Annotated in this window: 25 protein-coding genes and 1 pseudogene; 17 read left to right on the forward strand and 9 right to left on the reverse strand. The window is 37.0% G+C overall.

The window, feature by feature from the left end; translation table 11 throughout:
• Positions 1-21 precede the first annotated feature (21 nt).
• The gene (gene pepF, locus ACOI1D_RS08180) at positions 22-1,836 is read left to right on the forward strand and encodes an oligoendopeptidase F (RefSeq protein WP_422500738.1); all 1,815 of its coding nucleotides are present in this window, start codon (positions 22-24) and stop codon (positions 1,834-1,836) included.
• A gap of 833 nt (positions 1,837-2,669) precedes the next feature.
• On the opposite strand, the gene ACOI1D_RS08185 is transcribed toward pepF, so the two are convergent.
• The 3 genes from ACOI1D_RS08185 to ACOI1D_RS08195 form a co-directional block, all read right to left on the reverse strand.
• The gene (locus tag ACOI1D_RS08185) at positions 2,670-3,566 is read right to left on the reverse strand and encodes a ClpXP adapter SpxH family protein (protein ID WP_422500739.1); all 897 of its coding nucleotides are present in this window, start codon (positions 3,564-3,566) and stop codon (positions 2,670-2,672) included.
• An 85-nt stretch (positions 3,567-3,651) separates the two neighbouring features.
• On the reverse strand, positions 3,652-4,032 hold the full coding sequence (locus tag ACOI1D_RS08190; RefSeq protein WP_422500741.1) for a globin: 381 nt from the start codon (positions 4,030-4,032) through the stop codon (positions 3,652-3,654).
• A gap of 69 nt (positions 4,033-4,101) precedes the next feature.
• A complete protein-coding gene (locus tag ACOI1D_RS08195) occupies positions 4,102-4,677 on the reverse strand; it encodes a CYTH domain-containing protein (RefSeq protein WP_422500743.1) in 576 nt (191 codons plus the stop codon).
• A 142-nt stretch (positions 4,678-4,819) separates the two neighbouring features.
• Here ACOI1D_RS08195 and ACOI1D_RS08200 point away from each other — a divergent pair, with 142 nt between their 5' ends.
• Genes ACOI1D_RS08200 through ACOI1D_RS08210 form a run of 3 tightly spaced genes read left to right on the forward strand, consistent with a single transcriptional unit; the run spans position 4,820 to position 7,185 of the window.
• Complete coding sequence (locus ACOI1D_RS08200; RefSeq protein WP_422500745.1) at positions 4,820-5,428, forward strand: GTP pyrophosphokinase; 609 nt, start codon at positions 4,820-4,822, stop codon at positions 5,426-5,428.
• Between the two features lie 50 nt (positions 5,429-5,478).
• Positions 5,479-6,288 carry an NAD kinase gene (locus ACOI1D_RS08205; protein ID WP_422500746.1) on the forward strand — a complete coding sequence of 270 codons (810 nt, stop codon included), beginning with the start codon at positions 5,479-5,481 and terminating at the stop codon, positions 6,286-6,288.
• A 15-nt stretch (positions 6,289-6,303) separates the two neighbouring features.
• Positions 6,304-7,185, forward strand: coding sequence for an RluA family pseudouridine synthase (locus tag ACOI1D_RS08210; RefSeq protein ID WP_422500747.1), 882 nt, complete (start codon positions 6,304-6,306; stop codon positions 7,183-7,185).
• Here the strand turns inward: ACOI1D_RS08210 and prpE are convergent.
• On the reverse strand, positions 7,172-7,909 hold the full coding sequence (gene prpE, locus ACOI1D_RS08215) for a bis(5'-nucleosyl)-tetraphosphatase PrpE (RefSeq protein ID WP_422500748.1): 738 nt from the start codon (positions 7,907-7,909) through the stop codon (positions 7,172-7,174). The two genes, ACOI1D_RS08210 and prpE, sit on opposite strands and share 14 nt — an antisense overlap.
• Before the next feature lie 286 nt (positions 7,910-8,195).
• Between prpE and ACOI1D_RS08220 the strand changes: the two genes are divergently transcribed.
• From ACOI1D_RS08220 to ACOI1D_RS08230, 3 genes are all read left to right on the forward strand, one after another.
• A complete protein-coding gene (locus ACOI1D_RS08220) occupies positions 8,196-9,368 on the forward strand; it encodes an FtsW/RodA/SpoVE family cell cycle protein (RefSeq protein ID WP_422500749.1) in 1,173 nt (390 codons plus the stop codon).
• A gap of 157 nt (positions 9,369-9,525) precedes the next feature.
• On the forward strand, positions 9,526-10,848 hold the full coding sequence (mgtE, locus tag ACOI1D_RS08225) for a magnesium transporter (protein ID WP_422500795.1): 1,323 nt from the start codon (positions 9,526-9,528) through the stop codon (positions 10,846-10,848).
• 326 nt (positions 10,849-11,174) lie between these two features.
• Entirely contained in the window at positions 11,175-11,672 is a 498-nt protein-coding gene (locus ACOI1D_RS08230; RefSeq protein ID WP_422500750.1) for a CotO family spore coat protein, read from the forward strand.
• A gap of 58 nt (positions 11,673-11,730) precedes the next feature.
• Here the strand turns inward: ACOI1D_RS08230 and ACOI1D_RS08235 are convergent, their stop codons facing one another.
• Positions 11,731-12,189 carry a CotY/CotZ family spore coat protein gene (locus ACOI1D_RS08235; RefSeq protein WP_422500752.1) on the reverse strand — a complete coding sequence of 153 codons (459 nt, stop codon included), beginning with the start codon at positions 12,187-12,189 and terminating at the stop codon, positions 11,731-11,733.
• A gap of 189 nt (positions 12,190-12,378) precedes the next feature.
• Here ACOI1D_RS08235 and ACOI1D_RS08240 point away from each other — a divergent pair, with 189 nt between their 5' ends.
• The 3 genes from ACOI1D_RS08240 (at position 12,379) to ACOI1D_RS08250 (ending at position 14,144) form a co-directional block, all read left to right on the forward strand.
• A complete protein-coding gene (locus ACOI1D_RS08240) occupies positions 12,379-12,552 on the forward strand; it encodes a hypothetical protein (RefSeq protein ID WP_422500753.1) in 174 nt (57 codons plus the stop codon).
• 389 nt (positions 12,553-12,941) lie between these two features.
• Complete coding sequence (locus tag ACOI1D_RS08245) at positions 12,942-13,205, forward strand: hypothetical protein (RefSeq protein ID WP_422500755.1); 264 nt, start codon at positions 12,942-12,944, stop codon at positions 13,203-13,205.
• 36 nt (positions 13,206-13,241) lie between these two features.
• The gene (locus tag ACOI1D_RS08250; RefSeq protein WP_422500756.1) at positions 13,242-14,144 is read left to right on the forward strand and encodes an MBL fold metallo-hydrolase; all 903 of its coding nucleotides are present in this window, start codon (positions 13,242-13,244) and stop codon (positions 14,142-14,144) included.
• 160 nt (positions 14,145-14,304) lie between these two features.
• On the opposite strand, the gene ACOI1D_RS08255 is transcribed toward ACOI1D_RS08250, so the two are convergent.
• Positions 14,305-14,457, reverse strand: a complete 153-nt coding sequence (locus ACOI1D_RS08255; protein WP_422500757.1) for a hypothetical protein — start codon at positions 14,455-14,457, stop codon at positions 14,305-14,307.
• A gap of 514 nt (positions 14,458-14,971) precedes the next feature.
• On the opposite strand from ACOI1D_RS08255, the gene ACOI1D_RS08260 reads away from it, so the two are divergent.
• On the forward strand, positions 14,972-15,193 hold the full coding sequence (locus tag ACOI1D_RS08260; protein WP_422500758.1) for a hypothetical protein: 222 nt from the start codon (positions 14,972-14,974) through the stop codon (positions 15,191-15,193).
• Between the two features lie 49 nt (positions 15,194-15,242).
• Here ACOI1D_RS08260 and tlp read toward each other — a convergent pair whose 3' ends face one another.
• Positions 15,243-15,464: a small acid-soluble spore protein Tlp gene (tlp, locus tag ACOI1D_RS08265; protein ID WP_422500796.1), complete on the reverse strand. Its 222-nt coding sequence runs from the start codon at positions 15,462-15,464 to the stop codon at positions 15,243-15,245.
• A gap of 464 nt (positions 15,465-15,928) precedes the next feature.
• Here tlp and ACOI1D_RS08270 point away from each other — a divergent pair, with 464 nt between their 5' ends.
• The 4 genes from ACOI1D_RS08270 to ACOI1D_RS08285 all read left to right on the forward strand — a co-directional run bounded on the left by ACOI1D_RS08270 (position 15,929) and on the right by ACOI1D_RS08285 (position 19,112).
• Positions 15,929-16,270, forward strand: coding sequence for a P-II family nitrogen regulator (locus tag ACOI1D_RS08270; RefSeq protein WP_422500759.1), 342 nt, complete (start codon positions 15,929-15,931; stop codon positions 16,268-16,270).
• Positions 16,271-16,294: 24 nt separating this feature from the next.
• Entirely contained in the window at positions 16,295-17,671 is a 1,377-nt protein-coding gene (locus ACOI1D_RS08275) for an ammonium transporter (RefSeq protein ID WP_422500761.1), read from the forward strand.
• A gap of 193 nt (positions 17,672-17,864) precedes the next feature.
• A complete protein-coding gene (locus tag ACOI1D_RS08280; RefSeq protein WP_422500763.1) occupies positions 17,865-18,419 on the forward strand; it encodes a cysteine hydrolase family protein in 555 nt (184 codons plus the stop codon).
• Between the two features lie 75 nt (positions 18,420-18,494).
• Positions 18,495-19,112 carry an NUDIX hydrolase gene (locus tag ACOI1D_RS08285; RefSeq protein WP_422500765.1) on the forward strand — a complete coding sequence of 206 codons (618 nt, stop codon included), beginning with the start codon at positions 18,495-18,497 and terminating at the stop codon, positions 19,110-19,112.
• Positions 19,113-19,229: 117 nt separating this feature from the next.
• Here ACOI1D_RS08285 and ACOI1D_RS08290 read toward each other — a convergent pair whose 3' ends face one another.
• On the reverse strand, positions 19,230-19,451 hold the full coding sequence (locus ACOI1D_RS08290) for a hypothetical protein (RefSeq protein WP_422500766.1): 222 nt from the start codon (positions 19,449-19,451) through the stop codon (positions 19,230-19,232).
• A gap of 511 nt (positions 19,452-19,962) precedes the next feature.
• A pseudogene (locus ACOI1D_RS08295) lies at positions 19,963-20,295 on the reverse strand (CBO0543 family protein); the annotation flags it as partial.
• Between the two features lie 319 nt (positions 20,296-20,614).
• Between ACOI1D_RS08295 and ACOI1D_RS08300 the strand changes: the two are divergent.
• Positions 20,615-21,406 (forward strand): hypothetical protein, encoded by a 792-nt coding sequence (locus ACOI1D_RS08300; RefSeq protein ID WP_422500767.1) that lies wholly within the window; start codon positions 20,615-20,617, stop codon positions 21,404-21,406.
• Complete coding sequence (locus ACOI1D_RS08305; RefSeq protein ID WP_422500768.1) at positions 21,407-21,874, forward strand: hypothetical protein; 468 nt, start codon at positions 21,407-21,409, stop codon at positions 21,872-21,874.
• The last annotated feature ends 41 nt before the right edge of the window (positions 21,875-21,915 follow it).

The raw sequence follows: 21,915 nt of genomic DNA on the forward strand, positions 1-21,915 counted from the left end.
AGAACAGAGGAGGATATTCAATTGGCAAAAGCATCAAAGGAATTACCAAAAAGAAGTGAATTACCGAAAGAGTTAACATGGGACTTAGAAGCGATATTTTCAAGTGATGAGGAATGGGAAAAAGAACTTAAAGATTTGAAACAGGATATTCCTGAGATTGAAAAATTTGAAGGGAAGATATCTGAGTCACCCCAAGCATTGTATGATGTATTAAAGCTCCAGGATGATTTGTCCCTGCGGTTGGCTAAGCTCTATACATATGCACATATGCGCAACGATGAAGATACAACCAACTCTTTTTATCAGGAATTGAATGCGAAGGCTGAGAATGTACTAACCATTGCATCAAGCTCGATGAGTTACATTGTGCCTGAAATCCTAGCAATTGATGAGTCTAAACTAAAAGAATTCCAATCCGATAAAGAGGAATTGGCAGTATACAAACACACCTTGGATGAGATTACCCGCCAACGTGCACATATACTAAGCCAGAAAGAAGAAGCTTTGCTAGCTGAAGCATCCGAATCAATGGAAAATGGCTCGCAAACATTTGGGATGTTGAATAATGCAGATCTAACATTTCCTGCAGTGAAAAATGAGGAAGGTGAAGAAGTAGACCTAACTCATGGCCGTTATATTGGATTTCTGGAATCCAAAGACCGTAGAGTGCGCAAAGATGCTTTTAAAGCAATGTATGACACTTATGGCAGCTTTAAGAATACATTTTCTTCTACACTAACGGGAACAATAAAGAAAGATAACTTTTATGCAAAAGTTCGAAACTATGATTCAGCACGCCATGCTGCCCTAAATGGAAACAATATTCCAGAGCAGGTTTATGAAAATTTGGTAGAAGCTGTGAATGATAAAATTCACTTACTGCATCGCTATTCTGCTTTACGTAAAAAAGTGCTGGAGCTTGATGAGCTGCATATGTATGATATGTATACACCACTTGTCCAAAATGTAGAGATGAAGATCCCTTATGAGAAGGCTCAGGAATATGTTGTAGAGAGCCTAGCTCCGCTTGGAGAAGAATATGTTAATATCGTAAAAGAAGGCTACCAGAATCGTTGGATTGATGTAGAGGAAAACAAAGGTAAACGTAGTGGAGCGTATTCATCAGGTGCTTATGGTACAAATCCATATATCTTGTTGAATTGGCAGGATAATGTGAATGATTTATTTACCCTTTCACATGAACTTGGCCATTCAGTACACAGCTATTACACAAGGAAATCACAGCCATTCCGCTATGGAAATTATTCGATTTTTGTAGCAGAAGTAGCATCAACCTGCAATGAAGCATTATTAAATGAATACATGCTGAATAATATGGAAGATGAAAAAGAGAAGCTTTACCTGTTGAACCATTTCCTTGAAGGCTTCAGGGGAACGGTATTCCGTCAGACGATGTTTGCAGAATTCGAACATGACATACACAAACGGATGCAAGAAGGAGAGGCTCTAACAGCTGACAAGCTAACAGAAATATACTACGCATTAAACAAAAAGTATTTCGGTGATGAAGTTGTTTCAGATGAGGAAATCGGCACAGAATGGTCCCGTATTCCACATTTTTACTACAATTATTATGTATTTCAATATGCAACAGGTTACTCAGCAGCAACTGCCTTAGCAAGTCAAATACTTGCTGACAAAGATGGATCAGCAGTTGAACGCTATTTAGACTTTCTAAAAGCGGGAAGCAGTGACTTTCCAATTGAAGTACTTAAAAAAGCAGGCGTTGATATGACTTCGAAGCAACCAATCCTAGAGGCACTGGATGTATTTGAAGAAAAGTTGACTGAAATGGAAAATCTGTTACTGAGATAGGGAAAACGGGTCATTTATAAATAGAAAAAACTCCTGCATTCATAGAGAATGCAGGGGTTTTTAATATAAAGGATTTTTCGTAAGTTTTATTACTCTTTATTCCTCGCAGCTGATTAAACTGTAAAGTAGCTTACCGTTTGTAGAAATACACTACTATTTTAGCGGCGCTGGAGTAGCACCAATTTGGTAAAAACAGCTACCTAGTCAACCTTACCGGAGTCTACGAAAAGCACGTCTGTGCGTAAAGGAAAAGATTGTTAAATAAATAGAAATAAACAGCAGTGGCATCGTAATGTAAAAAGGTATTAATTGCATAAAGCCCAGAATGTTTAAAAAGAACGCAAAGACAGTTAGAACTAAAAACAAATACGGCATTAGTTCCTGGATAATCATTACCCCCTTAACACTTTTAGATAATACTATGATTTAAAAAGTTAAACTATGACATTTTTGTGAAGTGGAGCCTATATAGTTGTAGTACAATAATGAAATTGATATAGTGAATTTGTGAGATAAGAAGCACAAACAAACCCCATTGTTTGAACTTAACTTTCTCCCATCCCCTTTATTTAAAAGACCTAATTATTTAAAAGACCTAAAGGATATACGAACTGCGTATATCCTTTTTACGTTAAAAAAGACAAAAGCTTTGCCACATTAAAAAGACTGCCAACAGGGTAACCGACCCCAGAAAGTTAGATTTTCTACTCTAACTTTCTGGGGTCGGTACCCAGGCAGTCTTTTTTAGCAGGTAAGAAGGTATAAATCCTTTCTTACTGCATAAGTCCAACTAAGTGGCCATTAAAGCTTGGCGATAAGCCAAGTTTTCTAAGCTATTTTTTAACATATTTCCAAAAGGAACCGTATTTAACAGGAATTTTTTCAACTGTTTGTCTAAGCTGTAACTTTTTCATTTCTTTTTCTGTTTGCGCAAGCGTCCAGTCGTAGACAACGGATATTTCTTTACTGCCAACAACGCCATAAAATGACATAAAATCCTCAAGTGCTGGTGTTTCTGCGAGCTCAGGGTCTTTATCAAGCATTTGCTTTAAAACCCTAACATAAATTTCATATGGATAAAGACCGGAAATTTTAATCCCTTGCACTTCCACTACTTGATTGAAAAAGACAATAGTTGGAATGTAATCAACTTCCATTTCATTAGTCAGCTTTAAATCGCATTGAAATGCTTTTTTTGCTGATGGTGAATGCAAGTCATTTTTAAATTCTTGCAGGTCCAAATTTACTTCCTTTGCAATATCAATCAACACATCTTCATCAGATATATTTCGTTTCTTAAGGAACAGGCTTTCCTGTGTCTTCCGTAAGAATTGTTTACCGGCTTTTTTACCTTGTAGCTCTGCCGCTTTTATAGCAAGTGACGCAATCCAAGGTGATGTGACAGGGTTGTCAATCCACAAATCACCATCACAGCTCATTCCGGTCCGCTTTGCTGTTTTATCCCAAATATCTTTCAGTCTTTTTGGTTTGTCAAACTTGTCTTTGTTTAACGTATTTAAATGGCCACTAATAATAGGGCGAATGGTGAAATAACGACCGTATTCGATAGAAAGTTTTTTGATATATGGTTCTAAAGACCAACACTCAGGACAAAGAGGATCTACAAAAACATAAATTTCTAATGGTTTCTGTACAAAATCAGTAAAGCCAGATTTCGCCGATGTGTTTGTTTGATTAAAGCTAGAAAGCTCAGCATTTTGCCAACTCACATCGATTCTCCTTTCTATTACATCGAACTCAGCACCAAGGACTGTATTTTTATCAATAGTCCATTAACATGTCTGAACCCATATTCTATTCCGGTGTGTTCATCATATGATTTGCTGTCATGGTAAGTTTTTCAAATATTGCTGTACGATAAGGCTCCTCAATTTCGGATTCAACCAGGGCCTCACTCATACATGCAAGCCATGCATCTTTTCTTTCAGGAGTAATCTCAAAAGGCAAATGGCGTCGTCTTAGCATAGGGCTACCACGATCCTCTGTATAAATCATCGGACCACCAAAAAACTGCGTGAGAAAAAGTCTCTGTTTTCTTGCTGTCTCTGTAAAATCATCTGGAAAAATCGGAATTAGTTTTGGATGTTCTCCAACACGTTTATAAAATGCAGTGACTAATTTATCTATGGAATCGAAGCCACCTATCGCCTCGAACATTGTGCCGGGTCTGGTCATTGGTTTCTCTCCTAGTATGTTTGTCTCTTTATTGTATCAACGTAACAAACCTTGGGCAAATCATCTGATTTATTTAACCGTCAATGATGAGAAAAATCGTTTAATTTTATTTGGCGTTTCTTTTTCAGTTATCCCGTGTTCTTCTATGATAGAGCGCAACATTTGTTGCCCGGCATTCCTGGATTTTGCTTCAATTTCCAGTTCATAGTCTGAGGTTCCATTATAGGTGCTGTAGTCTAGCACCAATAGTGTTCCCTGATAATTCGTTTCGTACCGTTCTGTTTTTAAACTTCCATAATAAACCAGGTCTTCTTTGGGAATTCCAAGTAAATTAAGCTGTCGACATACTTGTTCCTTCTCGAACCGTTCGCCATTTATCCAGCGTGCTGCTTCATCTTTCGTCATTGTGTCGTGGGTTTCCAGTAATCCTTCTGGGTGTGGTTCTTTTAATGTGAGAACATAACTGCCGGATTTTTCACGAATCCGTAGTGCAGCCCCTTTAACTTTTAGTTGATAGTTTGCAGTTTCAAAATAGTAGTTGGTTTGCCATGTTCCTGTTTGAGGAAATGGGAAGTAATGCAACAATTTACTAAACTCAGCCGCTGTTAATAAATTTTTATATTCAATTTCAATTTCCTGTGTCATTTGAGCACCTCCATAGGTATAGGATGGATTAACATTAATTATCGCTAAATGTTGATTGTAATGCAAAGAATTGCCATTAAATTGTGTTATGATAAGATGGAAAAGGTCGTTATCTATCTTGTTTTAAGAGGTGGTCAGAGAAATGAATTGGAAAGCATTACTTGGTCCTTATTCACAAGTGGTAGAAGAATTGAAGGTAAAATTAAAAGGAATGCGGTCGCAATTTGAATATGAATCAAGACATTCACCAATTGAATTTATTACAGGCCGGGTTAAACCAGTTACAAGTATTTTGGAAAAAGTAGAAACAAGAAATATTCCACTTGAAAAAATCGAACAAGAAATGCAGGATATTGCTGGATTACGTGTAGTGTGTCAATTTGTTGATGATATCTATAATATTGTTGATATGTTAAGATCCCGGAAAGACTTCAGGATAATTGAAGAGAAGGATTATATATCTGATAAGAAGGATAGTGGCTATCGTTCATACCATATTATTATTGAATATCCAGTTGAAACCATTCACGGTGAAAAGAAATTAATAGCAGAAATTCAAATACGTACACTTGCCATGAATTTTTGGGCAACAAATGAACATTCATTAAATTATAAGTACAAGGGAAGTATACCAAGTGAAGTGAAAACAAGACTCCAGCGTGCTGCGGAAGCCGCATTCAAGTTGGACGAAGAAATGTCAAAAATAAAAAATGAAGTACAAGAAGCACAACGAATATTTCACCGGAAATAAAGCGAATAAAGCGGTGCCAGGCACCGCCCGGAAAGGGAGATGACTGCTAAATGAAATTTGCAATTGTATCTAAGGGCGATGCTCGTTCTAATAAGATAATGGCAACGATGAAACAGTACTTAACGGATTTTGATTTGATATATGACAAAGAATCGCCGGAGCTTGTCATCTCCGTTGGTGGTGACGGTACACTGCTTGAAGCATTTCACCGCTATATCCATCGTTTGAGCGAGACGGCTTTTATTGGTGTACATACTGGGCATCTTGGATTTTATGCTGATTGGGTGCCAGAAGAGCTGGAAAAGTTAGTGATTGAGATAGCGAAAACTCCATTTCAAGTTGTGGAATATCCGCTGCTTGAAGTTAATATCCGTTCAAAATCTGGGAATAAGGAAGACACATTCCTCGCCCTGAATGAAGCAACAATTAAAACAACAGATGGATCTGTCGTATTTGATGTGGAAATAAAAGGAGAGCATTTTGAAACATTCCGGGGAGATGGATTATGCCTGTCGACGCCTTCTGGTAGTACGGCTTACAATAAAGCACTAGGTGGCGGGATTTTGCACCCATCTCTAGATGCGTTCCAATTGACTGAAATGGCATCAATCAATAACCGCGTTTTCCGTACAATTGGTTCTCCATTAATTTTGCCCAAACACCATACATGTCTGTTGAAACCTGTCGTTGATCGAAGCTTTTTAATTACGATTGATCACTTTACAGAAACCTACACAAACGTTAAATCCATTCAGTGCAGGGTAGCGCAGGAAAGAGTAAGATTCGCAAGGTTTAGACCGTTCCCATTTTGGAACCGGGTTCGTGATTCGTTCGTCACAGAAGGTGAGAAAAAAGTATAGAGCAGGTGAGCGTTAGTGAAATGGATTATTACGGAAGAGCAGAACGGCATATCAATTCATGATTACCTTCGTTCTGTTCAATCCTTCTCAAGGCGTTTACTAAAAAGCGTTAAAGACAAAGAAGGGCAAATACAAGTAAATGGAATAAATAAGACAGTAAGGTCCTCATTAATAACAGGTGATGTAATCGAAATAACTTTCCCTGAAGAAACGATTGGGATAGGGCTGTCACCTGAAGATTTGCCGCTTTCGATAGTCTACGAGGATGAGGCCGTCCTGGTAATTGATAAACCAGCTGGAGTCGCAACAATCCCTTCGTTCAAACATTTAAACGGGACGATTGCACATGCTGTTCTAGGCCATTACCGTAAACAACAACTGCCGTATACTGTACACGTTGTCACAAGATTAGACCGTGACACATCAGGTCTGATGTTAATTGCCAAGCATCAATATAGCCACTCACTTCTGTCAAAGGAGCAAAAGGCTGGTAGAGTTAACCGAAACTATTGCGCTGTAGTGGAGGGGAAACTTTCTAAAGCAGCGGATACCATTGATGCAAATATTGGACGCAAGGAAGGCTCAATTATTGAGCGAACCGTCATAGAAACAGGCAAACATGCAATAACCCATTATAGGGTGAAAGAACAGTCAAGTAACTACGCATTGGTATCAGTTAAGCTTGGGACAGGAAGAACACATCAAATAAGAGTCCATTTTGCGCATATTGGACATAGTCTGGCAGGTGATGATTTGTACGGAGGATCAACGAAAGATATAAATCGTCATGCTTTACATTGCACAACACTAACGTTTAATCACCCTTTCACGAATGAAGAAATGCATTTTCAATCAGAACCACCAGATGAATTCATAAAGTTAATTAGAAATTCGTAAATTTTTCCGATACAAAAGGTTGTTTTGAAGTAACCGAAACAGTTTCTTTTTCGGGCATACGGAAGGCAGTCAATTTATTACCAAAAACACAACCAGTATCAATGTTAATGGTATGGTTAACAATACGAGGTTCCAGCACTGGTGTATGACCGTATACAATCCAATTCTCACCTTGGTATTCCTGAGCCCAATCACCACGTATTGGACGACCGTCAGCATGAACTGCGCCGGTGACATCCCCATAAAGCACAAAAGACCTGACTTTCTTGTCAGTGCGACCGAGATAAGCTTCTTTAATTCCAGCGTGCGCTACAATAGTATTAACCTCCGATAACTGTAAGTATAGTGGTGATTCTTCGTACAATGTCATAAACTGATGTTTTATCATTTTTTGACCACGTTGGTTGAAAGAAAGATATTCGTCCACGGTAGTTTCCAGACCATGTTGGATTTGAATGTTATTCCCTAAAAAATATCGGTAGAGCTTATTACAATGATTTCCTGGCACATATCGTGCTACTCGATGTTTCATCACCATATTGTATACTAGTTCAATTACCCCAAGTGAATCTGGTCCGCGGTCTGTAATATCACCTACAAATACCGGGAGACGGTTATGCGGATGAATAAATATTTCACCCTTTTTTTGATAACCAAGTAGTTGAAAAAGCTCAATCAATTCATTGATACACCCATGTACATCACCAATCACATCTAGTTTCATATTCAATTCCCCTTAATCAGTTTTCATTAGAGTTTGCCGGAAAAGTCAATGTTAGTGGAACAATAAAACATGGAATGGCAAAATAAAATGTGGTAAGATTGTTTAATGGTAGTTACTCGCAAATACTGCTATTTTTTGATAAAAAAGCTCTTATTTCGACATAATTTGTTTTTTTAATTATGGGCTATTTAAACTAATCATACACTATATGTTTCAATAAATTAGATATAAATATACACGCTATACATGTAAATGAATAACAACCAAAGGACAAAGGTGATCTTTAATGGAAAAAGAAAATTCAGGAGGGTTACAATACGACTTAATTATTATTTTCCTCCTGTTTATGACAGCGAGTTTAACTGCACTGTACAACATGCAGGAATTTTCAGCGGAAGCAGATAACTTCATGATAAAACAGCTGGTATGGTACACAGCTGGAGCTGTATTTATTATCTTGATTAGATTGCTAGACTTGAATCAACTTTATATGATAAGTTTTTATGCGTATATTTTTGGTGTAGTCGTGTTAGCATTTTTATTAGTCGCTCCTGAAAGCATTAGTAATGAAGTATATGGTGCGAAAAGTTGGTTTGCATTACCTGGGATGACATTACAACCATCAGAATTCACCAAGATTACGACCATAATGGGTATGGCAGCTGCAATATCCAAACACAAAGAGAAATATAGTAATAAAGATTTCAAGAGTGACTTTATTCTTTTGGTCAAGTTGATTGTAATTGTTGCTCTCCCTGTATTTCTAATTATGCTACAGCCTGACTTTGGTACATCCATGGTATATCTTGTAATAGTAGGTTTCATGATCTTATTATCAGGTATTAACTGGAAATTAATATTTATACTTGTTACTTCGACAGCGCTTCTGGGTGCAGGTGCACTTGCTTTAATAGTTAAATACCCTGACTTATCTGAAGATATTTTGCATATTGATCCCTATCAAATTAATAGAATTGAAACATGGTTTGAACCTTCTGGAGAAGTAGATGATGAAAGTTACCAGGTGGAAAAGTCATTTACTGCAGTTGGTTCTGGGCAGTTATTTGGTAAGGGAATTGGCAAACTTCAGGTGTTTATCCCTGAAGCCCAGACGGATTTTATCTTTTCCATCATTGCTGAGAGTTTTGGTTTTGTTGGAAGTAGTCTTGTCATATTTCTATATTTCTTTTTAATTTACAAATTAGTCAGTATCGGTTTAAAAATATATGGAACAAGTGTATTTGGAGCAATGTTTTGTTTTGGTTATATGGCAATGATTGCTGTTCATACATTTCAAAATATTGGTATGACAATAGGAATCATGCCGATAACAGGGATTCCACTTCTATTAATTAGTTATGGAGGCAGCTCGGTTTTGGCGACGTTAATCGGATTCGGGATCATTTATCGGATTAGCGAAGAAATTACCAATAGTAAAGGATACATTTTTAATAAATAAAATTATCCCTGCAGTATGTTTCCATAACACTGCAGGGAATTTTTTAAATCATGCAATCAGTTTGTATCTGGTTGTTTGTGTTTTATAATAAAATAAGTGAACCTGAAAGGAAGTGTTCCATGTGGAAAATGAAAACGAAAATACGGCCCAATGGGATATGCTAACTATATTGTTGGAAAAAGAATCCATTAGTGAATTCCGTAATGAGTTCATTGAAATGCATCCATATGATCAGGCACAGTTTTTCCTAGAACAAGAAGAGGAAGCGCGGCTGTTAATCTATAGATATTTATCTCCTGAAGAAATTTCTGAGATTATGGAGAACATAGAAATTGAAGATATCGAGCCATTTTTCACCGAAATGGACCCTCAATTTGCAGCTATGGTTTTTGAAGAATTGTCTACAGATGATGCTGTTGATATTTTGAATGAGTTAAGTAAAGATAAGGTTGCAAGCTTCCTGACAATAATGGAAAAAGAAGCTTCCAATGAGATAAAACAGCTACTTCATTATGAAGAGAAAACTGCCGGAAGTATTATGACTACAGAGTTTATCGCTATTTTTCAAAACCAGACGGTGAAAGATACGATGGCACAATTGAAAAAAGATGGACCTGATGCAGAAACGATTTATTATTTATATGTAGTAGACGCTGATAAACGCTTAGTTGGCGTTCTATCATTGCGCGATTTGATCATCTCAGAAGAAGAGACTCTAATCGAGGACATCATGAGTGAAAAAATCGTTTCAGTTTCTGTTGCAAAAGATCAGGAAGAAGTTGCTCAGATGATGCGTGATTATGACTTTTTAGCAGTTCCGGTTGTAGATTTCCAGGACCATCTACTAGGAATTATCACTGTCGATGACATTTTAGATGTAATGGAAGAAGAAGCTAGTGATGACTATTCCAAATTTGCGGCAATAGCAAATGTAGATCGTCCTGATGAGAGTGCTTGGATCTCAGCAAAAAATCGACTGCCTTGGCTTATTATTTTACTGTTTCTTGGAATGTTAACGGCTAACCTAATTGGGCGTTTTGAAGCTACGCTGAATGAAGTAGCCATGTTGGCAATATTTATTCCGCTTATCGCAGGTATGGCTGGAAATACTGGTACACAAGCACTGGCGGTAGCAGTTCGTGGACTCGCAACAGGTGACTACGGCAAGCAAGGAAAAACCAAACTAATCATCAGAGAAGCAGCCACTGGCTTAATAAACGGAACTGTTTGTGGAGTCGTAATTACAGCAGTTATTTTTCTGTGGAAGGGCGATATTTTTCTAGGATTACTTGTCGGAATCTCAATTATGGCAACTTTAGTAGTCGCAACATTAGCAGGATCGCTAGTACCAATTATAATGGACCGCTTTAATATTGACCCAGCGGTTGCATCTGGTCCATTTATTACTACAATAAATGATATTATTTCAATATTAATTTATCTGGGCATGGCAACAGCATTTATGGGATTTTTAGTTTAAATAAGAAGCTCAATTTTCATTGGGGCTTCTTTTTTTGTCTGTTTTCTAAAGGATTTCTGTTTTGCCAAAACCGTGACTGCTATATTTATTTTCTACCACCCTTTTTAGTTTAGGTGGTTGATCAGGGCTGCGAAAAACCGCCACTAGTTCTAGATAACAATTGATATTTCCGGATAACGGTTGATTCGCCGGCTTTGACGGTTGATATTTCCAATCAACGGATGATTTCACTACAAACACAGAAGTATAGGCAAAGGTCACGTTTATAAAAGTGTATTCATATAATGTGGGTGACTAAGGAAAGCGAAAGGAGACAGTTTTTACAAATGGATAAACAGAAAAAGTTTGCTAAAACGCCATTGTTATATATACATCAACCAGATATCTCGGAACCAAAGGCAAAAATGCAATCAAACTATGTAACCAAAAAGAACAATAAAGAACCTGAAGCGCCTAAACTCCAAAAGGTAACTGCTCGGCCACGCCAACGTGATTTTTTTCCTAAAAAAAGTAGTGATGAAAATGAAAAAAAGGATTCTGAACCTGAACTAGAACAACCTAAAGAACAAACGAAAGACCAAACGAAAGACCAAACAAATAAGAAATTTAATGAGATGAGCATTCAAGAAAAAATTGATTACTTTGTTCATAAGCCAGCAAATATACCAAGAATGAAGTGTGAAGTGAAGACAGCTAATCAATCATTCCGTGGAACTATACGCGATGTTGAGGAAGACCAAATTTTGATGCAGGTGGGTAGACGAACAATTGTGAAGAAAATTGCTGTTGAAGAAATTCAAGATATTAGATTACTAGGGTTTTAAGTAAAAAAAACACAGAAGTGGGTAATAATCCCTCTCTTCTGTGTTTTTTAAGTCTGAATTAGTTAAAAGCACTAATAGCAGGTAAACACGTAACATGGCAAAAACAATTCAAATTAGCTGTAATGCAAATTCCGGTAGCACGTAATGGTTTAGTTTCTTGTTCTACTGGATTATCCGGGTTCTCACAATCGTCACCTGGATCACGTAATAGTTCTAACGTGGCACAGCACTCATCATCTACACTTTTAACTCTAAAGAAAAAGCTTGCTTGCATATCCCCAATGTTATCAGGATCTGCTCCGAAACCTTTAAATGGTTTACAGTTGCCTTTACAGTATAAAATTACTGGAACAGTGTCTAGTCCATTACCATTGTCAGTTTCACCTAACAAGTCACTAATTGATCGTTCACAACTGCTATCACAGCAATTGTCTACTACGTCAGTTTGTGCATCTACAATCTCTCTTAAAATATCGCAAACACAGTTGCCTGTATCGAAATCTTTTCCACAACCCATGAATGAATCCCCTTCCTAAAATTTATTGACTTAGTGTCTATACTAGAATATGTACATTTAACCACTTGGTGTGGGCGAGTACATATTAAAGAAAAAATTAATAAAACACAGGGAAAGAGGGCTAATGACTATACCCAATTTCAATTCCTTACATAGTCTAATAACGACAAAACAAAGGGAGAGAATATAATGTCTGAAAGTAAACGTGTTTTTCATGTAAAGGATCTAATTATTAAGGCCGACAATGTATACTTCGATCAGGAGCCAAAAGAGAGACATCCTCGCCGTGACCCGCGCTATAGAGGGATGCCAGAACGTAAAGTGATTGACAACAAAGACTCAAAACGAGGAAAGAACAAATAGAAGACAACAACGATCACATACAGGCAGCCTTACCAGCTGCCTTTTTATTTTTGGGTGCAGAACAAAATCGAGCAAAGGTAGATGAGAATCGAGCACCATCGAAAGAAATCGAGCATTGCCCAACGAAACCGAGCAACGACACTTGCTTTGCTCGATATTTGTGTTTGGCGCTCGGTTCTGCCCGGTCAGTGCGCTATATTCCCGTTTGGTGCTCGAATTCAAGCTGTTGGTGCTCGAAAAATCAAATAAGATCTATTACGAACAGTTTGTCATAAGATGGGAGTATACAAAACATACATACTTTTTTAAATTAGGGATGCATAATTTTTATTATAATAGGGTATTAGTATTATAGAGACCTATATTCGAATAGAAGGAGGAGAATTACCATGGGATATATACTTCCGATTACACATTATCAGTACCAGGATTACCAAAATCGAGTTATAAAAGATAAACAGAATCCTTATTATATAGAAAAAGCATATAAAGTTGTATTAGATAATGCCTCACGTGAAATGGAAGAAGACACCCAAGCAAATGGTAATAACTCCGAAACAGCGTATGAAACAGTACAGTCAACCAACCCTGAAATTGAAAAGTTTTACTCTGAATTAACAGGAAAAGGACAACACTTTAGCGAAAGTATATAGAGGTTAGAAAGAAAAGGCTGTAAAGGGGTCGATTTAATGAAATTCACTCAGTTAAATCAAACATGCTATTATTTTGATGCGGCTGTTAATATAGGTTATGTTCACCAGAAAGACAAGGGAATGTTAATTGATGCTGGAATTGATGACTCAGCAATGCGCAAGGTTCTAAAAGAATTAAAAGCAAATGACCTGCCAGTCACACACCTGTTTATTACTCATGCTCATGCCGATCATTATGGTGGGGCGCACTTTTTACAAAAAAGACACACCATCACGACAATTGCTCCCAAGTTTGAAACTGCAATTTTACAAAACCCAACCATTGAGCCGCTCTATTTATTCCAAGGAAACGATCCACTACCAGAATTACATAATAAATTTCTTGAAGGTAAAGCAATTCAAGTGGATGAAGCAATTGATGAGGGCCAGCATAATTTTAATGAATTTTCCTTTAATACGCATCTATTACCAGGCCACAGTTACCATCAATTAGCTATAGAAATTAATGGAATATTATTTGCTGGAGACAGCTATTTTAGTGAGGAACAATTAGACAAGCATAAGATCCCATACATAACAGACGCAGATTTAACTATTCAAAGCTTACATAAGTTAAGTGAAATATCATGTGAAGGGGCAGTCCCGGGCCATGGTGTTTTTGAAGCTGATTTTTTACCAACTGTTCAAAAAAATATAGAATGCCACGAAAAGCTTTTGAAATGGTTGGATGACTATATAAATATTGCGAAATCAGGAGTATCTCATGAAACAGTTATATCAGATATGTGTGATCACTTTAACGTCGAAAATACATTGTTATCTCCCTGGTTGTTATATCGGACTGCAGTCACAGCATACTTAATTGCACTTATTAAGCAAGAGAAAGTAGAACATTATATAGAAAAAAATAAATGGAAATTCAGAAAAAAACAAGCTTAACATTTTTAAAGGCCGTTTTATTAAAAGTTTTGTTTGGAGGCAATCAGTGAAAACTACGACGTTGTGAAAATTTTTTCGATGCCAGCAGAATACTTCGCTTTCCGCGGGCTTCGGACGCGTGCTGTTCCCACAGGAGTCTTCGTATTCTGCCTTCACTGGTTCACGAAGTGGCTGAAGCGTTCACCATAGAAAGAGAGTGTCTTTCTGAAGCGACGGTTGGTATTTTCGAGTAACGGTTGATGTTCTTAGGTGAAGGTTGATTCTTAGGCAAAGACGGTTGATATTCCCAGAATAACGGTTGATTCCTTGGCATGAGGAACCTCCCGCGGAATGTGTATTTCCGTAGTTTTCACTATGTCACAATTTGTATCAAATGCGAAGATTAAACAGCTACAAAACGTCCGAAAAGAGATTTTTCAAGAGGCTTTGCCAAATTATACTGGCAGGCCTTTTATTTTGTTTTGAACTCATGCCATATTTTCCCTTCATTTTTCACCATAAATTAGACAAACTAGGATAAAGGAGGTTTTTATTTGAGAGACAAGACAAAGACTAAAAATAAAAGTAAAGAAGAGCTTAACGATTTAAAAGAAGGACCCCGTAAAAAGAGACGTAAAACTGTAAACACACCTGGACAGGCACCACGATAGGTTTAAATCTAAAGGCATGGAAACGTAATGAACACTTCCATGCCTTTAAGATTTAATATGGTAAGAAATACACCGCCGACTGGGGAAGAAAAAAATTAATAATTAGGCTAAACACATATACCAAGTGCGGATAGATGAATACCCTATATAGAATTGAAAAATTGGAGGGAATTTATCATGCACATTGATGAGAATCTTAAGGAACATTTAACGATGGCCAATCTTTATTTTTTATTGGCAAAGAAATACGAATACGTTGATCATCAAAAACATATGTACTACTACCAAAAACATTTTTATTATGCGGACTTAGTTGATAAGTGTTATATGCAAATGGAAGGACAAATGACAGAGCCTTATAATGCATTGCCCTATAACAATTACAATACTATGCATTAACATCACGAGGCATGGTTTAAATCATGCCTCGTTAAGTTATTTAGTTGTACTATTCTTTTACTTCATCTTTTATTTCGTTGCGTAAGCTGTCGATACTTTCTTCACGACGTCTGTTTTTTTCTTTTATCTGACGTTGCTCTTCCTCGCTGATCTCTCCTGCATGTGCATTTACATAATCCTCTGCTTCGTCAATATTTTGCAGGGTATGGCCAATGGTATTTTCGATTCTCTCAGCGTTATTTGAGCGGTCATCTGGTTTTGGTTTCTTCATCATTCAATCCTCCTTTGCCTTTTGATAGTAGTATTTGTCTTTAGTTCAAAGGTATACAGGGGAAAAGAGAACTTGACTAACGACAAATCACCAAAATTTCATGTTGATTTTTCAAGCAACGAATGTCTTGAGTGGTATTTCAGAATGGGGATTCCTTGGGTAGAGGATAGCCAAACTAAAGAAGGGTATAGGTAAATATAAAAAAATCAATTCAAAACTAGCTAAAAAAATGCTTATATACAGCGCTTTTAGCTAGTTTTTGTTTTGAGATTTTCTAATCGTCGCGACGAAGTAGAAGTTGTTTTCTCAGGTTAAACAACTGGAAATTTTCTGTAAACGCTTACTGCAAAATATTCTAAAAACTTCGTTAAAATCACTTGCATTTTTTTCCTATTCAATTTATGATAGTAAACATAACATTTAATGTTAGATTACCTAACATAATTTAAAGGGAGGGTATGTAAGTGAAAAAAATTGAAGCTATAATACGACCGGAGAAATTTCAAAATTTACGCGATGAACTTTTTACAATTGGGATTGGCGGATTAACAGTTACAGAAGCAGCTGGAACTGGAAAGCAAAAAGGACAAAAAGGGGTCTTTAGAGGTACTAAATTTGAGATTCAACTAGTTCCAAAGCTAAAAGTAGAAATGATTGTTGATGCCGATCAATTAGATGATATTGTCGATTTAATTATTGAAGCATGTGGTACTGGAAATGTTGGAGATGGTAAAATTTTTGTTTACCCTGTAGAAGAAACAATTAGAATTCGTACTGGTGAACGCGGAAAAGAAGCGGTTTTATAAAACTTTTCAAGGAGGAACTGATATATGTTGAAAAAAATTGGTTTTTTATTGATTTTACTTTTAGCCATAGCAACTCCTGCTTACGCTGCGGCACCAACAACTGAATCGCTCGAGTTGTCGATTAATTTAGTTTGGGTCATGCTGGCTGCGTTCCTAGTATTTTTCATGCATGCTGGTTTTGCAATGGTTGAATCAGGCTTTACACGAGCAAAAAATTCACTTAACATTTTGATGAAAAATTTCTTGACAATAAGTTTAGCAACACTTCTATATTTCATTGTTGGATTTGGTCTTATGTTTGGTACTTCTGCAGGTGGATTCTTTGGGATAGACGGTTTCCTGCTTAGCGGAAGAGAAGATATCGACTTCTTTGTTTTTCAGGCAGTATTTGCTGCCACCTGTGCGACGATTATCTCAGGAGCAGTAGCAGAAAGAATGAAATTAAGTAGTTATATCTTAGTAACTATTGCCATGACTGCAGTCATTTACCCAGTTGTCGGACACTGGGTCTGGAACGGTGGATGGCTGTCTCAATTAGGTTTTGTTGACTTTGCTGGTTCGACAGTTGTTCACTTAACTGGTGCTGCTGGTGCATTGGCGGTCGTATTGATTCTTGGGCCACGTATTGGGAAATACAAAGGTAAGAAAATAAATGCAATTCCAGGACATAATATTCCAATTGGAGCACTTGGGGTTTTCATCCTTTGGTTAGGCTGGTTCGGATTTAACGGAGGTAGTACACTTGCAGCTGACCCTAGTCTTGTCCCGACTGTAATTGCTGCAACTTTATTATCTACTTCAGCTTCACTTGTAGCAGCTGCTTTTTATACGAAACTGCGGTTTAAAAAAATTGATCCGTCACTTTCACTTAACGGCGTATTGGGAGGTTTAGTTGGTATAACAGCTGGTTGTGCAAATGTATCACTGGGTGGCGCTATCATCATTGGGCTAGTTTCAGGTATTATCCTTGTTGAAGGTATCCGCTTTCTTGAAACCAAGGCGAAAATTGACGACCCTGTAGGAGCCATTGGTGTTCATGGAGTCTGTGGGATCTGGGGTACGTTAGCAGTTGGACTTTTTGATGTTGCTGGCGGTGGCGGTTTATTTTACGGTGGTGGACCCGATCTGTTTTTTACCCAGCTAGTCGGCGTAGTGGCCGTTATTGTTTGGACAATGCTAACAGTTGGTGGATTCACTTACGCGATTAACAAGGCATATTCTATCCGAGTCTCCAGGGAGGAAGAAATTTCGGGTCTTGACTTTGCAGAGCACGGATCTAATGCTTATGAGTTAAAGGAGACGTTATTAACTAGTGAGACTGAACCACTCCATGGAAAAGCGGTTGGAAGTGATTTAGCGACTCGATTAAACAGCCTCGGTTCAACCCGGGTAGAAAACTAACTTTTTCAAAAGCCCAGTACGCTTTCAATAAGTGTTCTGGGCTTTTCTTTTAAGATTAGTATATATATTTACCTGAATTATCCATTCAACAGTTGACAAATTTGTAGGTAGATGTAATCTTTAGATTAATGAGGATATTTCTCTTAATGTGAAAATTTCAGTACCAGTATCATTGGTATAGGGAGGGTTATTTATGGGGGCTAAACAAGCTTTGGTAATTGTGGATGTTCAAAAGGCTTTTAATGATAGCGCTTGGGGGAAAAGAAATAATTTAGATGCTGAGAGTAATATTAAACAGCTGTTGACTCGTTGGCGTGAAAAAAACTTTGAGGTTATTCATATTCAACACATTTCGGAAAACCCAAGTTCTTTATTTTATTCAAAGGGAGCAGGTTTTCCCATAAAAGATAGTGTGGCTCCTCGTGAGCATGAAAAAATAATCACCAAGCAGGTTAACAGTGCATTTATCGGTACCCACCTTGATCAATACCTTAAGTCTATTCAAGCAGATACTATTGTTATTGTTGGGTTAACCACACCACATTGTGTGTCCACAACCACAAGAATGAGTGGAAATCTAGGCTATAAAACTTTTTTGATATCAGATGCTACAGCAGCTTTTGGAATAGATGATCATAATGGCAACTATGTGGACGCAGAAACAATTCATCATCTCTCCCTTGCTGCAGTCAACAAAGAATTCGCTACAGTGACGACAACCGAAAAATTTATTCAATCTACCCAGTAAGTTAGCCTTAATTTACTTTGCTAGAAAAATAGCGATTTCCAAGAGGGGTAGAATAGTACAGAAGGGGAGTATTACGTGAGTCATAAATGGTTGGAATGGGCAAAAAGAATACAGTCATTGTCACAAGCAGGATTGGCTTTTTCTAAAGACGTATACGACATAGAACGATTTGAAGAATTACGAGCAATTAGTGCTGAAATTATGGAAGAATATACAGAACTAGATATGAAAAAAATCAATGAACTGTTTACCAATGAGACAGGCTATCAAACACCAAAAGTCGACGTACGTGGAGTTGTTTTCCATGACAATAAAATCCTAATGGTTAAGGAAAAGATGGATGACAGATGGTCATTGCCAGGTGGATTTTGTGATATAGGATTGTCACCTACTGAAAATATTGTGAAAGAAATAAAAGAGGAATCTGGTTATGATGTAGTACATAGAAAGCTTATCGCATTAGTAGATACCACAAAGCACGATCATCCGCCACTTCCGTATCATTACTACAAACTTTTCATTCACTGTGAAATAGTTGGAGGGCATGCTTCTAATGGCCTAGAAACAAATGGGGTGAAATTCTTTTCGAAAAATAATTTACCCAAGCTTTCGACTGGGAGGAATACAGAACTACAAATTGACATGCTATTTGATTATTTAAGAAATCCAAATGGCGATACGGTTATAGATTAAATGGAATGGAAAAGTTGGATAGAAATTGATATCAATTGAACTATTTTCTAGCACGTTGCGAACACCCCATAAAAAAACCTGTACCACTTTATCGTGATACAGGTTTTTTTCATATAATTAACGATTGTTGTTATTTCTATTGTTGTTGCGATCATTATTATTATTGTTGTTACGGTTATCGTTATTATTATCTAGATCAACCAATTCATCAGAAAATTCAACGTTGTTTACTTCTTCATTGTTATTACGGTTGTTATTGTTGTTACGGTCTTCATTACGGTTGTTGTTACGATTTCTGCTGTTGTTATTGTTGTTGTTTTCCATTATTAAACCCTCCATTTTTTTGTTTTGGAAAAACTATACTTTAAAGCACATAAGAACTCTTTACATTCCTTAAAGTAAAATTTTTCACTAGCTTAGTATCTCCATTTTTTAAAATATAAACCAAATTATTTTGTGATGATTTTTTTAGGGAAATGGTAACCTCTAGAGCCTTACAAAGACACAAACATCTTCAAACTACTAAAAGTGAATGCTTTAAAACTACTGTTGCTGGCATCGTTGAACAAGCTTTTGGATTTGTTGTAGCTGTTGTGCAGCAGTTTGCTCACGTTGAGCTAACTGTGGTTTGTACCACTAGCAGGTCCATTTAGCAGTTGTTGGGCACTCAATTCCTCTTGCTCCTACAATTGCTGAGCAATTTAAGCAATTTGATTTAATGCTTGTGACTGATTTGGTTGCAGAGTAACTCTCCTTTTCTCCAAAGTTAAATTCACGCTTAGTATGGTTACTCAATCGATATAATATTCGAATTATACTTTAAAAATTTAGTTGTCAAGTAACCACAAGCCTAAACATTAGCTTTATGAAGCTTGTCAACTAAACTTTTAACAATGATTCCGATTGCGAAATAAATTGGGGCTGAGTAAAAGAATTTCCAATTTAATAGTACGTATAAGTTAATCATAGAGAAAATCGGTTCAGCAACAAAAACCGCAAACAAACTCAATAGGAAAAGAACAGTTATATAGGATTTCCATGATTGAAAGAATTGGAACACTACCATATAGAATACTGGAATTAGTGCAAGGTCAATCGAGTGGATCCTCCCTGTAAAATAGGTTAGCTGGTATGGATAGTACCACAAAGACAAAGATAGACCGATTTCATCTAAAATTATCGCAAAAAAACTTGTAAGTCATCCAATATCCACAATAATCAACCAAACAATCCAAGGATAAACGCGATAAAAACCAAAATTCACCATTGATAAGAAAACAGCACGTTCTCAAAAAAATGGAGTTTTTTTAAGTTAAAAACTTTTTCGTTTGTTTCCATTATATTATCGATGAGTACAGTATACATGGCAATTATCTACCTTTGAATGAGGTATATTGTCTATATGTTCTGTTTCTCGGGAATTTATATACCAACCAAATGGATAAACAGTTATTTCTGGGAAAACCTATTACGTATGAGGATGAAAATAGGAGATTTAGAAAATGAATAATTATACAAATAACAATACCGCAAGACGCTATGTTGCACACGTTAGTATTCTTGGGACAACACAAATCCACCTTAGAAGCCCGCATACAATTGCCTGGTGGAGCGCAGCATTTCCTGGATTCGGTCATATGCTTTTGTCAAAGTACCTTCGTGGGTTCGTGTTATTTATTTGGGAAGTTGTTGTAAATCTACAGGCAAATGTTAATTTAGCAATTATGTATTCGTTTCAGGGTGAAATAGATAAGGTGATAAGTGTACTAGACACCAGATGGCTATTGCCTTGCCTTCCTGTCTATCTATTTGGGATATGGGATAGCCATCGAACAACGGTAGATTTGAATAAAGTATACATATTAGCTGAACATGAAGAGCATCGGTTTAACTCATTTAGTCTAGGAGCAATGGAAATAAACTACTTAGATAAAAGAAATCCTGTATTAGCAGCGGTATGGTCACTATTTGTTCCTGGTCTGGGACAGCTCTATATTCACCGGATTGTTATGGCGCCATTTATTGTAGTTTGGGCGATGATATTTTTTTATTTTTCACATGTACTTGAGGCTGTTTCTCTTCTGTTTTTGGGGGACATTAATCAGGCGACTTCCGTGTTAAATGGGGAGTGGTTACTTTTCTTGCCTTCCCTTTATGGATCCTCCATTTTTGACGCTTATATGAACACCGCTGAAAACAATAAACTTTTTGAAAAAGAACAACGAAGATTTTTAAAAGATACCTATCAAAACCCGGACTTTAACCTATTAAAAGGACAAAAAGTGAGTGATTAGATGCAGTTATTCTCAACATTCGATAATTCCATTTATTTAGAAATGGCAATTGCAACACTTGAGAAGAGAGGTATCGCAAGGAATAATATATTTGCGGTACCACTTGATAATCGAACAGAAAAGAAAAAGCTTTTTGACACCATCCACCGATCAGATGGAACATCTTTATTAGATCTAGGGGTAGCACTTGCTACAGCTTTTTCTGTCGTGGGAACAAGTATCGGGTTTAAACTGGCTTGGGGTCCGATTATTTGGGGTATTATTAGTGCTGTAATAGGGTTTAGTATAGGATTTATTATCAGATTATTTACTGAAGGGGCCTTTAATAAGCAGAAACGAAGGTTGAAAGGCAAACATGCCGAAGTGATTCTTATTATTGACTGTGAAGAGTCTCAAGGAGAACTGGTTGAAGAGATTCTTTGGGAACATAATGCATTTGGAGTGGCAAAAATAAAAGAGACTAACTGACACATTCCAAGCACAGTTAGCCTCGATAGTTTCTTAATACG

The sequence above is a fragment of the Virgibacillus sp. DJP39 genome, assembly GCF_049310925.1.
GTDB lineage: Bacteria > Bacillota > Bacilli > Bacillales > Amphibacillaceae > Virgibacillus_F.

Bases quoted from the DNA above. Each gene is read 5' to 3' on its own strand.
- tlp (WP_422500796.1), bottom strand. From the start codon at position 15,464: ATGAAGAAACCAAAACCAGATGACCGCTCAAATAACGCTGAGAGAATC.
- ACOI1D_RS08300 (WP_422500767.1), top strand. From the start codon at position 20,615: ATGAATAATTATACAAATAACAATACCGCAAGACGCTATGTTGCACAC.
- mgtE (WP_422500795.1), top strand. From the start codon at position 9,526: ATGCTAACTATATTGTTGGAAAAAGAATCCATTAGTGAATTCCGTAAT.
- ACOI1D_RS08235 (WP_422500752.1), bottom strand. From the start codon at position 12,189: ATGGGTTGTGGAAAAGATTTCGATACAGGCAACTGTGTTTGCGATATT.
- ACOI1D_RS08200 (WP_422500745.1), top strand. From the start codon at position 4,820: ATGAATTGGAAAGCATTACTTGGTCCTTATTCACAAGTGGTAGAAGAA.
- prpE (WP_422500748.1), bottom strand. From the start codon at position 7,909: ATGAAACTAGATGTGATTGGTGATGTACATGGGTGTATCAATGAATTG.
- ACOI1D_RS08195 (WP_422500743.1), bottom strand. From the start codon at position 4,677: ATGACACAGGAAATTGAAATTGAATATAAAAATTTATTAACAGCGGCT.
- ACOI1D_RS08305 (WP_422500768.1), top strand. From the start codon at position 21,407: ATGCAGTTATTCTCAACATTCGATAATTCCATTTATTTAGAAATGGCA.
- ACOI1D_RS08260 (WP_422500758.1), top strand. From the start codon at position 14,972: ATGCACATTGATGAGAATCTTAAGGAACATTTAACGATGGCCAATCTT.
- ACOI1D_RS08240 (WP_422500753.1), top strand. From the start codon at position 12,379: ATGTCTGAAAGTAAACGTGTTTTTCATGTAAAGGATCTAATTATTAAG.
- ACOI1D_RS08290 (WP_422500766.1), bottom strand. From the start codon at position 19,451: ATGGAGGGTTTAATAATGGAAAACAACAACAATAACAACAGCAGAAAT.
- ACOI1D_RS08280 (WP_422500763.1), top strand. From the start codon at position 17,865: ATGGGGGCTAAACAAGCTTTGGTAATTGTGGATGTTCAAAAGGCTTTT.
- ACOI1D_RS08190 (WP_422500741.1), bottom strand. From the start codon at position 4,032: ATGACCAGACCCGGCACAATGTTCGAGGCGATAGGTGGCTTCGATTCC.
- ACOI1D_RS08255 (WP_422500757.1), bottom strand. From the start codon at position 14,457: ATGCCAAGGAATCAACCGTTATTCTGGGAATATCAACCGTCTTTGCCT.
- ACOI1D_RS08230 (WP_422500750.1), top strand. From the start codon at position 11,175: ATGGATAAACAGAAAAAGTTTGCTAAAACGCCATTGTTATATATACAT.
- ACOI1D_RS08205 (WP_422500746.1), top strand. From the start codon at position 5,479: ATGAAATTTGCAATTGTATCTAAGGGCGATGCTCGTTCTAATAAGATA.
- ACOI1D_RS08245 (WP_422500755.1), top strand. From the start codon at position 12,942: ATGGGATATATACTTCCGATTACACATTATCAGTACCAGGATTACCAA.
- ACOI1D_RS08220 (WP_422500749.1), top strand. From the start codon at position 8,196: ATGGAAAAAGAAAATTCAGGAGGGTTACAATACGACTTAATTATTATT.
- ACOI1D_RS08275 (WP_422500761.1), top strand. From the start codon at position 16,295: ATGTTGAAAAAAATTGGTTTTTTATTGATTTTACTTTTAGCCATAGCA.
- ACOI1D_RS08250 (WP_422500756.1), top strand. From the start codon at position 13,242: ATGAAATTCACTCAGTTAAATCAAACATGCTATTATTTTGATGCGGCT.